Below are 14,531 nucleotides of genomic sequence, written 5' to 3' on the forward strand. Positions count from 1 at the left end.
CCATCACCGCGGCGGAGACGATGTTCTCGGAGGCGATCAGCTCGATCTCGTCGCGCTGGCGGCCCAGTTCGGCCGTGATCGAGGCAAACAGTTCAGGATCGCGCTCAGACAGCGCTTGGGTGAAAAAGCCGGTGTCACGGGTCGCTTCAGTCATGGTGGCTCCGTTGGAGTTGGGATCAGAATTGAGGGATTTCCTATCGGAAACTTCCTTGCGCAGGAAGCCTGTAAAGCGACATATCCCTGCGACAGAACGGCAACTATGGCCATCGGCGGAAAGCTGTGATTGTTTCGGAACCAGATGCCTAATACCGGAAACAGATTTCATGAGTTTGAGAATCGCCTTTCTGGCCAGTGACGTTGACGTGGCACAGGATGCGCTGGCTGAACTGAGCCGCCGCTACGGCCATGTGCCGCCGGATCAGGCCCAGGTGATCGTGGCGTTGGGCGGCGACGGCTTCATGCTGCGGACCCTTCATACCATGGTCGATCACCCGGCGCCGGTCTATGGCATGAACCGCGGCACTGTCGGCTTCCTGATGAACGAATACCGCGAGGACGGGCTGATCGAACGGCTCGAGGAAGCGGTGCAGGAGATCATCAATCCGCTGTCGATGACCGCCATGGACCGCCGCGGCGAGGTGCACAAGGCGCTGGCGATCAACGAGGTCTCGCTGTTGCGGGCGGGCCCGCAGGCGGCGCGGCTCAGGATCTCGGTGGATGGCAGGCTGCGGATGGAGGAGCTGGTCTGCGACGGCGCGCTGGTCTCCACCCCGGCAGGCTCCACCGCCTATAACTACTCCGCTCATGGTCCGATCCTGCCGATCGGCGCCGATGTTCTGGCGCTGACCGCCATTGCCGCCTTCCGCCCGCGGCGCTGGCGCGGGGCGCTGCTGCCCAGCAACGCAATGGTGCGCTTTGATGTGCTGGAGGCGGACAAGCGCCCGGTGATGGCCGATGCCGACTCGATTTCGGTTGCTGATATTGACTGGGTGGAGATCCGCACCGATACGCAAATCCGCCATAAAATCCTGTTCGACCCCGGCCACGGGCTGGAGGAACGGCTGATTTCGGAACAGTTCACCTGACGTTTAACGCATTGTTCACGAGGCTGTGAACGTCCCGGTAACCATTCCGTGCGAGGATTTATCCACAGGCAGATGCTGGCGCATTTGCCTGAGGCTGCAAAGCCGATGTGCCGGACCGGCGGATTTAATGCGTTCCAGTTTTGTGTTTCCCGCCGGTGGCACCCGGCCAGTCCGCGTTCAGGCGTTCGGGCCGCGGGTGCGGTAATGGTATTGAGTAAGTTGGGTATGGAAGGATCCCGGGGGCGGCTCACCCTGTCCCCGGGGCGCTGCAAAGCGGGCTGCAGCTGGAGAATTGGCGGCTGCAGTTCCTGGCCGGGTTGGACCACCCGGAGGCCGATTGGCGCGGCAGTCCTTTCAATTTTCAAACGGCCCCGCCAGACCGGGCTCTCACGCCGGCTTTTCAAGAGCGGGCAGATGTTCTCTGTAACCGGCAAGCACAGCCTGGCGCTCGGGCAGATGCGGCAATTGTAAGGTTGCGCAGCGGGGGCTACCCGCCGCTTGCGGCCATCTTCTCCCACAGCGGCAGGCACATGCGGCCGGCGCGGGCCTCGATGGCGGCGCAGGCATCCACCGCCAGATCCTCGCGCCAGCGGCGGGCGGCGATCTGCACATTGACCGGCTGCGGGCCCTTGGGCAGTTCGGCCAGCCGGGCCGGGACCGAGGCCGCAGGCAGGCCGAGGAAGTTCATCGCATAGGAATAGACCGCGCAGCCCAGCACCTCATGCACGCCTGCCGCGCCCTCGGTGTCGCGGTCCGGCTTGAAGAAGGGCTGCGGCAGGAAGGGCGACAGCACCAGCGGGTAGTCCTCCATGAACAGCGACCACTGGCGTGCGTATTGGGTCCGCTTGGCCATCATCTGCAGCAACTCATCTCCGGCAAAGGGGGGGAATTCCTGGAAATAGACCGCAAAGATGTCCCGCACGGTCTGCGACCCTGCGGCGTCCACATCGTGTTTCATCAGCGCGTAGATCTCGCCCATCAGCGCCCGGTAGCCGGTGCGCCCGGCCTCAAACACATTCGGTGGCTCCACTTCCTCGACCACATAGCCGGCATCCGCCAGCGCATCACTGGCGAAATCCAGCGCCGCCTCGACCTCGGGGTGCAGCTCATAGCCGTGGGTGTTTTTCGTGACGGCGACCTTGATGGGCCCCTCGACCGCTTCGCCGCGCCAGGGCATCGGCACATGGAACGGGTCGCGGGGATCGGCAGCAATCAGGGAAGGCATCGACAGGTGCAGGTCCTCTGCCGTGCGGGTGATCAGCCCCTGAACCGACATCAGCTGCGCCAGCAGCCCGCGTTCCGCCGTCTGGCTGGGGTTCCAGGCGGGCACCCGGCCCAGGCCCGGCTTCACGGTGACCGCGCCGTTGGCCGCGGCGGGAAAGCGCAAGCTGCCGCCGATATCATTGCCATGCGCCAGTGCGCCGATCCCGGCCATCACCGCAGCCCCGGCGCCGCCGGAGGAACCGCCCGGAGAGATGTGCCGCCCCCAGGGGTTATGGGTGCGCCCGTGCAGCGGGTTATCAGTGTCCGCGCGAAAGGAGAACTCCGGCGTGTTGGTGCGGCCGATCACCACCGCGCCGGCCTTGTGCAGGTTCTCAACGACGGGTGCGTCAGCGGGGGCAATCAGGTCTTTCAGCGCGGTGACACCATTGGAGGTGGCGTGGCCTTTCTGGTCGATGTTGATCTTGATGGTGACCGGCACCCCGTGCAGCGGGCCGGGTTCCGCGCCGTCTGCGCGCGCCTTGTCCAGGGCGCGGGCGCGGTCCAGCGCCTCGGCGCTCAAATCCTCGACCACCGCGTTGAGCCCCGGGTTCACCGCATTCATCCGGCCGATGGAAGCCTGAACGGCGTTTTCAGCACTCAGGTTCCCGCTGCGGGTGAGCTTCGTCAGTTCCGTGGCGCTCAGTTGCCAGATGTCCGGTTGTGTCATGCTCAGGCCTCCCTGGCCGCAGCCTAGGCGGGCAGGGCGGAGTTGCAAGCAAAACCGGACGGAAAACAGGCTCCGCCTGCTGGCGGAGCCTTCAAAACCCTCGCAGGGTTTTTGGCCGTTTCCCGAGCCGGGAAACGAGGGAGGTTACTTGGCGTAGCCGATGGTCTGCAGCGCCGCGGTGATTTCGTCCAGGATCGCGGGATCGTCGATGGTGGCAGGCATCTTCCAGGGCGTGCCATCGGCGATGTTCACCATGGTGCCGCGCAGGATCTTGCCGGAGCGGGTCTTGGGCAGCCGGTCGACCACCATCGCCAGTTTGAAGGCGGCGACAGGACCGATCTTCTCGCGCACCAGTTTCACGACCTCGGACACCACTTCGCCATGATCGCGGTCGGCACCCGAGTTCAGGCACAGGAAGCCCACCGGCATCTGGCCCTTGAGGCTGTCCGCCACGCCGATAACGGCGCATTCGGCGACATCCGGGTGGCCCGCCAGCACTTCCTCCATGCCGCCGGTCGACAGCCGGTGGCCCGCCACGTTGATCACGTCGTCGGTGCGCGCCATGATGTAGAGGTAGCCGTCCTCGTCCTTCATGCCGGCGTCGCCGGTCTCGTAATAGCCGGGGAAGGTATTCAGGTAGCTCTTCTTGAACCGGTCTTCCGCATTCCACAAAGTCGGCAGGGTGCCCGGCGGCAGCGGCAGTTTCACCGCAATCGCACCCAGCTCGCCCGCCGCAACCGGGTTGCCGCCCTCGTCAAGGATATCCACCTCATAGCCCGGCATCGGCACCGCGGGCGAGCCGAGCTTGGTCGGCAGCTCCTCGATCCCCAGGGGATTGGCGGCAATCGACCAGCCGGTTTCGGTCTGCCACCAGTGGTCGACCACCGGCACCTTCAGCTGCTCCTGCGCCCAGGTGATGGTGTCGGGGTCCGCACGCTCACCGGCCAGGTAGACCTGCTTGAGACCGCTGAGGTCGTATTTCTTGACGAACTCGCCCTTGGGATCCTCCCGCTTCACGGCGCGGAAGGCGGTGGGGGCGGTGAAGAAGCTCTTGACCTTATGCTCGGAAATCACCCGCCAGAAGGTGCCCGCATCCGGTGTGCCCACCGGCTTGCCCTCGAACACGATGGTGGTGTTGCCGTGGATCAGCGGCGCGTAGCAGATGTAGCTGTGGCCGACGACCCAGCCCACATCGGAGGCGGCCCAGAACACGTCGCCGGGATCGACGTTGTAGATGTTCTTCATGGTCCAGTTCAGCGCCACCAGCTGGCCCGCGGTGTGGCGGATCACCCCCTTGGGCTGGCCGGTGGTGCCGGAGGTGTAGAGGATATAGGAGGGGTGGTTGCCCTCGACCGGCACGCATTCGGCCGGTTCCACGCCGTACTGGAAGCCGTGCCAGTTCACGTCGCGGCCCGGGATCAGCTCCGCCACTTCCTGCTCGCGCTGGAAGATCACGCAGAAGTCGGGCTTGTGCTCCGCCAGGTCGATGGCGCCGTCCAGCAGCGGCTTGTAATGCACGATGCGGCCCGGCTCGATGCCGCAGGAGGCGGCGATGATCGCCTTGGGCTTGGCGTCGTCGATGCGCACGGCGAGTTCATTGGAGGCAAAGCCGCCGAACACCACCGAATGCACCGCGCCGATCCGGGCGCAGGCCAGCATCGCCTCCAGCGCCTCGGGGATCATCGGCATGTAGATGATGACACGGTCGCCTTTCTCCACCCCCTTGGCGCGCAGCGCGCCGGCCAGGGTGGCAACGCGGTTGCGCAGCTCGACATAGGAGATTTCACGCTTGGTATGGGTGACCGGGCTGTCATAGATGATCGCGGTCTGCTCGCCGCGGCCTTCCTCGACATGGCGGTCAACGGCGTTGTAGCAGGTGTTCACCTTGGCATCGGCAAACCATTCGTAAAGCCCTTCGCCCTTGTCAAACAGCGCCTGCTTCGGGGCTTCATCCCAGCTGATGCCCTGTGCGGCCTCCATCCAGAAGCCCTCCGGATCCTGTTTCCAGGCCGCGTAAATGTCCTGATATCCCATGGTGTTCATCTCCTCCTGCCATTTGCGTAGGCGAGAAACCGGCAGCCGGGCAAGTTTTGCTGCGTCTTCACGCAAGGTTGGTCAAGGAATTTACAGATTCTGCCCGGATTTGCGCCGGTGATTTACCGGATTTACAAGCGATGGCCGGCTTGCCCGCCGCCAACTTTGCAAACTGGTGTTTGCTGTAGAATATTCCGAAAACCCGCTGCCGAATTGCAAACTTGCAAAACCGGCTGCCATGCGCCCGAACCCGCCGCCGGGAATCACCCGTTTGAGGATTTGGCAAAGCGGGGCAGGCTGTCCTTCAGCTCCAGCCAGCTGACGTGGTCGGAATGGAACACATGGAACTTGGGCGGCATCTGGCTGGGGCTTTCCAGCGTCGCGGTGTAGAGGTGGATGTTCACCGGATCGCGCGCGGTGCGATAGGCCATCTGGGTGCCGCAGGTGCTGCAGAACAGCCGCTCCACCCCTTCGGATGAATTGTAGACCTTCAGCTCCGCGCCGGACCATTCCACCGCCTCATGCGGCAGCCCGAAGAATGCGGTGACAGGCGCCGCGCAGTTGCGGCGGCAGTCGGCGCAATGGCAGTAGCAGCTCCAGGCCGCCTCGGCCCGGCTCTCCCAATGCACTGCGCCGCAGTGGCAATGCCCTCTCATATCCGGCCTCCCTGACTGGGCGGCCGGCTGACGGGGCCGCGCAGTTAACCGTAGTGCGCGACCGGGGTGCCGGCAATGGCGGCCATGTTCAAGAGCCCGCGTGCGGTGATCGAGGGGGAGACGATATGGGCGCGGTTGCCCATGCCCATCAGGATCGGCCCCACTTCCAGCCCGCTGGCCCGCATCTTGAGGATGTTGCGCACGCCGGAAGCCGCGTCGGCATGGGCGAAGATCAGCACGTTGGCCGCGCCGTCCAGCCGCGAATTGGGGAAGATCCGCTCGCGCAGTTCCGGGTCCAGTGCGGTGTCGATGTTCATCTCGCCCTCATAGACGAAGTCGCGGCGTTTATCGTCGAGGATTTCGATGGCGGCGCGCAGGCGGCTGCCGGTGTCGCAGGAGATATTGCCGAACTGCGACTGCGAGCACAGCGCAATCTTCGGCTCCAGCCCGAAGCGGCGCACATGGCGGGCCGCGCCCATCACGGTTTCGGCGATCTGCTCCGGCGTCGGCTCCACATGCACATGGGTGTCGGCAATGAACAGCGGGCCGTCCTCCAGGATCATCATCGACAGCGCGCCGTGCGGCGAATAGGTGCCGCCGCCCAGCACCTGCTGCACGTAGTTCAGGTGCCAGCGGTATTCGCCGAAGGTGCCGCAAAGCAGGCTGTCCGCCTCGCCGCGGTGCACCATGATGGCGCCGATCGCGGTGGTGTTGGTGCGCATGATCGCCTTGGCCAGATCCGGCGTCACCCCCTGGCGCTGCATCAGCTTGTGATAGCTGTTCCAGTAATCGTAATAGCGCGGGTCGTTCTCCGGGTTGACCAGCTGGAAATCGCGGCCCGGGCGCACATCCAGGCCCAGCTTCTCGCAACGGCGTTCGATGACCTCCGGACGGCCGATCAGGATCGGGGTCTCGGTGGTTTCCTCCAGGATCGCCTGAGCGGCGCGCAGCACCCGCTCATCCTCGCCCTCGCTGAACACGATGCGGCGGGCGGCGGCGCGGGCGGCCTCGAACACCGGGCGCATCAGCAGGGCGGACTTGAACACGGTCTGGTTCAGCTTCTGCTTATAGGCGGCGATATTCTCGATCGGCCGGGTCGCTACGCCGCTTTCCATCGCCGCCTTGGCCACGGCGGAAGAGACAACCGCCACCAGCCGCGGGTCAAACGGTTTCGGGATCAGGTAATCGGCGCCGAAGGTCAGCTGCTCGCCCTTGTAGGCTGCCGCGGCCTCGGCGGAGGTCGTGGCGCGGGCCAGCTCCGCGATGCCGTCGACGCAGGCAATCTGCATCTCGTCGTTGATCTCCGTCGCGCCCACGTCCAGCGCCCCGCGGAAGATGAAGGGGAAGCACAGCACGTTGTTGACCTGGTTGGGGAAATCGCTGCGGCCCGTGGCGATGATCGCATCCGGCGCCACCTTGCGTGCCTGGTCGGGCATGATCTCCGGCGTCGGGTTCGCCAGCGCAAAGATGATTGGGCGGGCGGTCATCTTGCTGACCATTTCCGGCTTCAGCACATTGGGGCCGGACAGGCCCAGGAACATGTCGGCGCCGTCCATCACCTCGTCCAGCGTGCGCAGGTCCGAGGCCTGGGCAAAGGCCGCCTTCTGCGGGTTCATGTCCTCTTCGCGGCCCTCGTAGACCAGCCCGTGAATGTCGCAGAGCCAGATGTTCTCGCGCTTCACGCCCAGCTTCAGCAGCATGTTGAGGCAGGCAATCCCCGCCGCGCCGCCGCCGGTGGAGACGATCTTGATGTCCTCGAACGACTTGCCCGCCACATGCAGCGCGTTCTTGGCCGCGGCGCCCACCACAATCGCGGTGCCATGCTGGTCGTCGTGGAAGACCGGGATGTTCATCCGCTCGCGGCACAGTTTCTCGACCACAAAGCAGTCCGGCGCCTTGATGTCCTCGAGGTTGATCGCCCCGAACGTCGGCTCCAGCGAGCAGACGATCTCGGCCAGCTTCTCGGGATCGCTTTCGTTGATTTCCAGGTCGAAGCAGTCGATGCCCGCGAAATTCTTGAACAGGACCGCCTTGCCCTCCATCACCGGCTTGGAGGCCAGCGCGCCGATGTTGCCCAGCCCCAGCACCGCGGAGCCGTTCGACACAACCGCAACCAGATTGCCGCGCGAGGTGTAGCGGGCGGCATTGGCCTCGTCCGCCTTGATCTCCACGCAGGCCTCCGCCACGCCGGGCGAATAGGCGCGGGCCAGGTCGCGCCCGTTGGCCATCGGCTTGGTCGCGCGGATCTCCAGCTTACCGGGGCGGGGAAACTCGTGATAGTTGAGTGCGGCTTGGCGCAGGTTCTGTGAATCGGACATCTGGCGCTCCTCGGAAAGGGTATTGTTTAGCGTTAAACCATTTTTTCTGCCGGAAACATAGTCCAAACTGACGCAAACGGACGCGGCGGCAGACCGGGCGGCGGGTTCTTGCATAAACCCTGCCGCAAGGTCACTCTCCTGCCAACAGAACAGGGAGTGAAAACGTGAGCGAAACAATCGCCGAGATCCGCCTGCCGACGGATGAGCTGCGCAATGATATTCCGTTTTATACCAAGGTTTTGGGTATGAAGATGGACATGATCTATCCGGCGGATGATCCGCGCATCGCGGTGTTTTCCGGCCATGGGCTGCGGCTGCGGGTTGAAAAAGGGGCGCAGGAATCTCCCGGCACAATCCGCATTCTGACTGAAGATCCTGATGGATTTGCCGAAGGCCGGCGCCGCCTGACCGCGCCCAACGGCACCAAGGTCGAGATCGAGGAGCGCCACCCGCCGATGGTTATGCCGCAGACGGTGCACAGCTTCGTGGTCCGCCGCCTCAAGGACCAGGCGCCCTGGATCATCGGCCGCGCAGGCATGCATTACCGCGACCTGGTGCCGGACCGTTTGGGCGGCTCGATCATCGCCAGCCACATCCGCATTCCCGACGGCGGCCCGGTGCCGGACATGGTGCATTTCCACCGGGTCGGCTTCCAGCTGATCTTCTGCATCCACGGCTGGGTTGATGTGGTTTACGAGGATCAGGGAGAAAAGATGCGCCTGACCGCGGGCGACTGCTTCATCCAGCCGCCGGAGATCCGCCACCGGGTGCTGGAGGCCAGCGACAATGTGCAGGTGATCGAGATCGGCGTGCCGGCCGAGCATGTCACCGAGATCGACCACGAGATGACCCTGCCGACGCCGCACTACCGTCCCGAACGGGAATGGCAGGGCCAGCGGTTTGTTTACAACAAGGCGGAAGGCGCCGCGTGGGTGCCGTTCCGGCTGCCGGGCTATATCTGCCGCGACACCACCATTGCCGAGAACACCAAGGGCGTCGCGGGTGTGCAGGTGGTGCGCCGGGGCGAGGGTGTGCCGCAATGGGCCGCGCATGACACCGACATTCACTTCACCTTTGTGATGAACGGCGCGGTGACGCTGGAGGGCGAGGGCCGCGAGCCTTACCGGCTGGAGCAGGGCGACGCCTTTGTCATCCCTCCGGGCATGAAGACCCGCCTCAGTGCGCCGTCTGATGATGTGGAGTTGCTGGAGGTGACCCTGCCGGGGGTGTTCAAGACCACGCTGGCCTGAACCCGGAGCGGCGCAAAGAACTGCCTCCGGGGGCTTCCGCTTCCCGGAGCAATTCAGCTATCCTGCGGCATCTTGACCAAATGATCAAAAAAACGGGGAATCGCCATGAGCCTTAAAGCCGCCGCCGCCGCTGTCCGCGAAAACGCCCACGCGCCGTATTCCAACTTCAAGGTCGGCGCCGCTGTCCGTTCCGCCTCCGGCCAGATCTATGTGGGCTGCAACGTTGAAAACGTCGCCTATCCCGAGGGTACTTGCGCCGAGGCTGGCGCCATCGCCGCGATGGTGGCTGCGGGGGAGAAAGAACTGGCGGAGGTCTATGTGATCGCCGATTGCCCGACCCCGATCACGCCCTGCGGCGGTTGCCGCCAGAAGATCAAGGAATTCGCCAAGGGCGATGTGAAGGTCATCATGGCCACCACCGACGGCGACGAGCAGGAAACCACCATCGGCGCCCTGCTGCCCGGCGCCTTCGACGCGGACCATATGGAGCGCAGCTGATGGATGCCCGCGCCATCAACGCCAGCCTGCGCCGCGGTGAAACGCCCGGCGAGGACGCGCTGCGCTGGTTTGCCGAAGGTCTGGCCAGCGGCGCCGTCAGCGATGCCCAGGCCGGCGCCTTTGCCATGGCGGTCTGCCTGCAGGGGCTCAGCGTCGAAGGCCGCCGCGCCCTGACGCTGGCGATGCGCGACACCGGCGATGTTCTGGCCTGGGATCTGGACGGTCCGGTGCTGGACAAGCACTCGACCGGCGGCGTGGGTGATTGCGTCTCGCTCCTGCTGGCGCCCGCGCTGGCGGCCTGCGGCGCCTATGTGCCGATGATTTCCGGTCGCGGGCTGGGCCATACCGGCGGCACGCTGGACAAGCTAGAGGCAATCCCCGGCGTCTCCACCAGTGTCAGCGAAGACCACCTGCGCCGCATGATGCGGGACATGGGCTGCGCCATCGTTGGCGCCACTGCGCAAATCGCGCCTGCGGACAAGCGGCTCTATGCAATCCGCGACGTGACCGCGACGGTGGAAAGTCTTGACCTGATCACCGCCTCGATCCTGTCCAAGAAACTGGCCGCCAGCCCGGACGCTCTGGTGCTGGATGTCAAGATCGGCTCCGGCGCGTTTATGAAGACCGCCGATGACGCCCGCGCGCTGGCGCAGTCGCTGTGCGATACGGCCAATGCGGCCGGATGCAAGACCTCGGCGCTGATCACCGACATGAACCAGCCGCTGGCGCCGGCCTTGGGCAATGCGCTGGAGGTGGCAGAGGTGATGCGGGTGCTGACCGGCGGCACCTCCGGGCCGCTGGCCGGGATTTCGGCGGTGCTGGGCGGAGAACTGCTGGCCCACGCGGGTCTGGCTGGGGATGCGGATGACGGAGCGGCAAAGATTACCGCCACCCTCACCGATGGCCGCGCGGCAGAGAGGTTTGCCCGGATGATTGCTGCTATGGGTGGCCCCGCGGATTTTGCCGCGAACTGGCAGGACCATCTGCCCGGCGCGGAAGTCGTGCGCGAGGTCAAGGCGCCCTCGGCGGGGCATGTCTCTGCCATGAACGGCGAAGCCCTCGGGCTGGCGGTTGTTGCCCTCGGCGGCGGCCGGATGGTGGAGAGCGACAAGATCCATCCGGGCGTCGGCATCTCGGACATTGTCCGCCTTGGCCAGCCCGTCGGGGCAGGCGACTCCCTTGCCCGCATCCACGCGGCCAGCGATGATGCAGCTGAGAAGGCGGAGGCGGCCTTTCTCGCGGCAGTCTCCATCGGGGAGGCGCCGGACGCTCTGCCGCCGCTGGTTCACGAAAGGATCACCTGATGCCCCGTGCCTTTCTTGTGGTGATGGATTCCGTTGGCATCGGCGGCGCGCCGGATGCCGGAACGTTCTTCAACGGCGATCTGCCGGACCTTGGCGCCAACACGCTTGCGCATATCGCCCAGGCCTGCGCGGCCGGGCAGGCGGAGGAGGGCCGCAGCGGCCCGTTGCAGGTGCCGAACATGGAGCGCCTTGGCCTGGGCGCAGCAATGCGGCTGGCGTCCTCGGTGCCGTTTCCGGGTCTGGACGCGGAACCGCAGGGGATGTGGGGCTGCGCCAGCGAGCTCAGCCGCGGCAAGGACACGCCATCGGGCCATTGGGAGCTGGCTGGCCTGCCGGTGCCCTGGGACTGGCATTACTTCCCCGATCAGGCGCCGTCGTTCCCCGAGGATCTCTCCGCCTTCGTCGCGGAGCAGGCGGGCACCGATGGTATCCTGGGCAACTGCCACGCCTCCGGAACGGTGATCCTCGATGATCTGGGCGCCGAACACATGCGCACGGGCCGGCCGATCTGCTACACCTCCGCCGACAGCGTTTTCCAGATCGCCGCGCACGAGGAGACATTCGGCCTCGACCGCCTGCTGGCGCTTTGCGAGGCCATTGCCCCGCGGCTGCACGCCATGAAAGTGGGCAGGGTCATCGCGCGTCCCTTCCTGGGCGCGGCAGAAGAAGGTTTCACCCGCACCACCAACCGCCGCGACTATGCCATCACCCCGCCGGCGCCGGTGCTGACGAACTGGGTGCAGGAGGCGGGCGGCAAGGTCCACGCCATCGGCAAGATCGGCGACATTTTCTCCATGTCCGGTATCGACACCCTGAAAAAGGGCACTGATGCCAAGCTGATGGAGCATCTTTTTGAAGCGGTGGAGACTGCCGGGAACGGCAGCCTGACGTTTGCCAATTTCGTCGAGTTCGACAGCATGTACGGCCACACCCGCGACATCTCCGGCTATGCCCGGGCGCTGGAGTGGTTCGATGGTGAGATCGGCCGCCTGCTGTCCAAGCTGCGCAAGGGCGACATGCTGCTGCTGACCGCCGATCACGGCAATGATCCCAGCTGGCCCGGCACTGACCACACCCGCGAACAGGTGCCGGTGCTGATCGCGGGACTTGACGCGGGCCCCGTCGGGCAGGTCAAATTCGCCGATGTGGGCGCCTCCATTGCGGCCCATTTGAACGTACCGGCCCAAGGCCCCGGCAAGAGTTTTCTTTGACCCTATGGTCAAAACACGCTTGCCTGCTGCGGCCAAGCCCGTAAAAGCGCGCAAGACCAAATTTTGAGGAGTGCCCCATGACCGACCACCTGACCGTTGTTGATCACCCGCTTGTGCAGCACAAGCTGACCCTGATGCGGGACAAGGGCACCTCCACCGCGGGGTTCCGCCGCCTGCTGCGCGAGATCACTCAGCTCCTGGCCTATGAGATCACCCGCGAGATGCCGCTGACCACCACCAGCATCGAAACCCCGATGGAGGAGATGGAAGCGCCGATCCTGGCCGGCAAGAAGCTGGCGCTGGTGTCGATCCTGCGCGCGGGCAACGGCATGCTGGACGGCGTGCTGGAGCTGATCCCCTCCGCCCGGGTCGGCTTTGTCGGTCTTTACCGCGACGAGGAAACCCTGGAGCCGGTGCAATACTATTTCAAGGCGCCGGAAGGGCTGAAGGACCGGCTGGTGATTGCCGTGGATCCGATGCTGGCCACCGGCAACAGTTCCGCCGCTGCCATTGACCTGCTGAAAGATGCCGGCGCGAACAACATCCGCTTCCTGTGCCTGCTGGCCTCGCCCGAGGGCGTCGAGCGCATGAAACAGGCGCACCCGGACGTGCCGATCGTCACCGCTTCGCTGGACCGCGAGATCAACAAGAAGGGCTATATCCTGCCCGGCCTTGGCGACGCAGGCGACCGGATGTTCGGCACCAAGTGATCTTTCTGCGCCAAGGCGGAGCAAATCCGCCTTGGCTGCCTGTTTGGGGAAGGGCGCGAATTCATTTCAATTCGCGCAAAAATTGCCGGTATCCGGCCTTATTGTTGCCGCGGAATCTTTACTCACAGGCCAGTTTCGGGCATCCTGCAGCCATATTTTGTGGGGCTCAGGAATGAAAATAACTAGAATTATTGCACTGGCCATCATCGCGGGGACAACCGGCGCCGCAGGGATACAGGCACAAACTCTGCGTGAAACCCGGCCGCCCGCCGAGTATCCGCCCGCGTCATACAAGGGCAATCAGTATGTGGACAGCCGCGGCTGCATCTACATCCGGGCAGGCATTGACGGCAATGTCACCTGGGTTCCGCGGGTCACCCGCTCGCGCAAGCAGATCTGCGGCTATGCGCCCACCCAGGTCGCCGGGACCACAAAGCAGCAGCAGCGGGACGCCGGGCCGGAAGTGATCACCCTGGAACCCAGCCAGCGGCCGGCGCAAACCGCCACAGCCAAGCCGGCGCAGGCCAAACCCGCTGCCGCCGCCCCGGTCGAGCCGGCCGCCGCCGGCACACCGCCGCGGACGGTCACAACCGCCAAGCCGCGCCGCACGCCGCAAGCTGCCGGCACCCAGCCGGCTGCCGTTGCGGCGGTGCCTGCCGCCCCCAAGCCTGCAGCCAAGAAGGTTGTGCGGGTGGCGCCCGCACCGGCGCCCGCTGCGCAGCAGCCCGCAGGCAATGCGGCCTGTGAAGGCCTGTCAGATATCAGCCGCCAGTACAGCAATTCCCCTGGTGTGCGCTGCGGTCCGCAGGACTCGGCGCCGGTGACCTACGGCGGCCAGGAGATCGGGCCGCAAAGCTCGCTGCGGCTCACCCCGAACACCCGCGTGGTGCAGACACACATCTATCAGGACCGCCGTCTCAGCAACAGCTTCACGGTGCCAAAGGGCTACCGCCCGGTCTGGACCGACGGGCGGCTGAACCCGCACCGGGCGGAGCGCACGATGCGTCCGGCGGTGGTCACCGGCTTTGCCCAGGCCCCGGCAGGCTATGAGGTGGTGGAGCGCGAAGACGGGCGGATGAACCCGAGGCGCGGTCTGCGCACCCCGGAAGGCGACGCGCAGATGGCGCAGATCTGGACAAATGGCGTGCCGCGCAAGCTGGTTGCGCTGCCGCCGGACCGCCCCACGGTCATCCTGCCGCGCGATGCCCGTGTCAGCCCGGCTGAGGCGCAACCCAAGGGCCTGCGCCTGTCCACCCGCTCAGCTCCCGGCGCCGCGGCACCGGAGCAGCTGGCAACATCCCGCCGCTATGTCCGGGCTGCGACCTATGCCGATCCGGCCGAGGCCAAGGCGGCGGCCCGCAAACTGGCCGCCTCGGGCCTGACGGTGCGGCTTGGCTCCGTCAGCCGCAAGGGGCAGCCTTACAAGGTGGTGCTGGCAGGCCCCTACCGGGACAAAGCCCAAGCCGCCGCAGCCCTGGCCAAGGTGCAGCGCGCCGGTTTCAGCGGTGCCCGTCTCAGCAAGTAACGCCTTGAAC

The 14,531-nt window shown here is 65.4% G+C and carries 11 protein-coding genes and 1 pseudogene; 7 read left to right on the forward strand and 5 right to left on the reverse strand.

Translation table 11 applies throughout. The features are described 5' to 3' along the window. A pseudogene (gene glyA / locus AB1A62_RS20115) lies at nt 1-154 on the reverse strand (serine hydroxymethyltransferase); the annotation flags it as partial. Nucleotides 155-323: 169 nt separating this feature from the next. On the opposite strand from glyA, the gene AB1A62_RS20120 reads away from it, so the two are divergent. Beyond that, the gene (locus tag AB1A62_RS20120) at nt 324-1,085 is read left to right on the forward strand and encodes an NAD kinase (RefSeq protein ID WP_366663248.1); all 762 of its coding nucleotides are present in this window, start codon (nt 324-326) and stop codon (nt 1,083-1,085) included. Between the two features lie 487 nt (nt 1,086-1,572). On the opposite strand, the gene AB1A62_RS20125 is transcribed toward AB1A62_RS20120, so the two are convergent. The 4 genes from AB1A62_RS20125 to AB1A62_RS20140 all read right to left on the reverse strand — a co-directional run bounded on the left by AB1A62_RS20125 (nt 1,573) and on the right by AB1A62_RS20140 (nt 8,023). After that, nucleotides 1,573-3,015: an amidase family protein gene (locus AB1A62_RS20125; protein ID WP_366663249.1), complete on the reverse strand. Its 1,443-nt coding sequence runs from the start codon at nt 3,013-3,015 to the stop codon at nt 1,573-1,575. A 144-nt stretch (nt 3,016-3,159) separates the two neighbouring features. Beyond that, nucleotides 3,160-5,049, reverse strand: coding sequence for a propionate-CoA ligase PrpE (prpE, locus tag AB1A62_RS20130; protein WP_366663250.1), 1,890 nt, complete (start codon nt 5,047-5,049; stop codon nt 3,160-3,162). A 263-nt stretch (nt 5,050-5,312) separates the two neighbouring features. Next, nucleotides 5,313-5,705: a GFA family protein gene (locus AB1A62_RS20135; RefSeq protein WP_366663251.1), complete on the reverse strand. Its 393-nt coding sequence runs from the start codon at nt 5,703-5,705 to the stop codon at nt 5,313-5,315. A gap of 44 nt (nt 5,706-5,749) precedes the next feature. After that, the gene (locus tag AB1A62_RS20140) at nt 5,750-8,023 is read right to left on the reverse strand and encodes an NADP-dependent malic enzyme (protein WP_366663252.1); all 2,274 of its coding nucleotides are present in this window, start codon (nt 8,021-8,023) and stop codon (nt 5,750-5,752) included. Between the two features lie 164 nt (nt 8,024-8,187). Between AB1A62_RS20140 and AB1A62_RS20145 the strand changes: the two genes are divergently transcribed. The 6 genes from AB1A62_RS20145 to AB1A62_RS20170 all read left to right on the forward strand — a co-directional run bounded on the left by AB1A62_RS20145 (nt 8,188) and on the right by AB1A62_RS20170 (nt 14,521). After that, on the forward strand, nt 8,188-9,273 hold the full coding sequence (locus AB1A62_RS20145; protein WP_366663253.1) for a cupin domain-containing protein: 1,086 nt from the start codon (nt 8,188-8,190) through the stop codon (nt 9,271-9,273). A gap of 105 nt (nt 9,274-9,378) precedes the next feature. Beyond that, nucleotides 9,379-9,771, forward strand: a complete 393-nt coding sequence (locus AB1A62_RS20150; RefSeq protein WP_366663254.1) for a cytidine deaminase — start codon at nt 9,379-9,381, stop codon at nt 9,769-9,771. Next, the gene (locus AB1A62_RS20155; protein ID WP_366663255.1) at nt 9,771-11,075 is read left to right on the forward strand and encodes a thymidine phosphorylase; all 1,305 of its coding nucleotides are present in this window, start codon (nt 9,771-9,773) and stop codon (nt 11,073-11,075) included. The genes AB1A62_RS20150 and AB1A62_RS20155 overlap by 1 nt, the downstream gene beginning before the upstream one ends. Beyond that, the gene (locus AB1A62_RS20160) at nt 11,075-12,286 is read left to right on the forward strand and encodes a phosphopentomutase (RefSeq protein WP_366663256.1); all 1,212 of its coding nucleotides are present in this window, start codon (nt 11,075-11,077) and stop codon (nt 12,284-12,286) included. Before AB1A62_RS20155 ends, AB1A62_RS20160 begins: the two co-directional genes overlap by 1 nt. Before the next feature lie 77 nt (nt 12,287-12,363). Beyond that, a complete protein-coding gene (gene upp, locus AB1A62_RS20165) occupies nt 12,364-12,996 on the forward strand; it encodes a uracil phosphoribosyltransferase (RefSeq protein WP_366663257.1) in 633 nt (210 codons plus the stop codon). A 172-nt stretch (nt 12,997-13,168) separates the two neighbouring features. Further along, nucleotides 13,169-14,521 (forward strand): SPOR domain-containing protein, encoded by a 1,353-nt coding sequence (locus tag AB1A62_RS20170; protein ID WP_366663258.1) that lies wholly within the window; start codon nt 13,169-13,171, stop codon nt 14,519-14,521. Nucleotides 14,522-14,531 lie beyond the last annotated feature (10 nt).

The organism is Leisingera sp. JC11, assembly GCF_040704725.1.
Classification (GTDB): Bacteria; Pseudomonadota; Alphaproteobacteria; order Rhodobacterales; family Rhodobacteraceae; genus Leisingera.

What these genes read in the sequence shown, in the direction of transcription:
- upp (WP_366663257.1), top strand. Translation starts at nt 12,364, where the DNA reads ATGACCGACCACCTGACCGTTGTTGATCACCCGCTTGTGCAGCACAAG.
- AB1A62_RS20125 (WP_366663249.1), bottom strand. Translation starts at nt 3,015, where the DNA reads ATGACACAACCGGACATCTGGCAACTGAGCGCCACGGAACTGACGAAG.
- AB1A62_RS20160 (WP_366663256.1), top strand. Translation starts at nt 11,075, where the DNA reads ATGCCCCGTGCCTTTCTTGTGGTGATGGATTCCGTTGGCATCGGCGGC.
- AB1A62_RS20150 (WP_366663254.1), top strand. Translation starts at nt 9,379, where the DNA reads ATGAGCCTTAAAGCCGCCGCCGCCGCTGTCCGCGAAAACGCCCACGCG.
- prpE (WP_366663250.1), bottom strand. Translation starts at nt 5,049, where the DNA reads ATGGGATATCAGGACATTTACGCGGCCTGGAAACAGGATCCGGAGGGC.
- AB1A62_RS20135 (WP_366663251.1), bottom strand. Translation starts at nt 5,705, where the DNA reads ATGAGAGGGCATTGCCACTGCGGCGCAGTGCATTGGGAGAGCCGGGCC.
- AB1A62_RS20140 (WP_366663252.1), bottom strand. Translation starts at nt 8,023, where the DNA reads ATGTCCGATTCACAGAACCTGCGCCAAGCCGCACTCAACTATCACGAG.
- AB1A62_RS20170 (WP_366663258.1), top strand. Translation starts at nt 13,169, where the DNA reads ATGAAAATAACTAGAATTATTGCACTGGCCATCATCGCGGGGACAACC.
- AB1A62_RS20155 (WP_366663255.1), top strand. Translation starts at nt 9,771, where the DNA reads ATGGATGCCCGCGCCATCAACGCCAGCCTGCGCCGCGGTGAAACGCCC.
- AB1A62_RS20120 (WP_366663248.1), top strand. Translation starts at nt 324, where the DNA reads ATGAGTTTGAGAATCGCCTTTCTGGCCAGTGACGTTGACGTGGCACAG.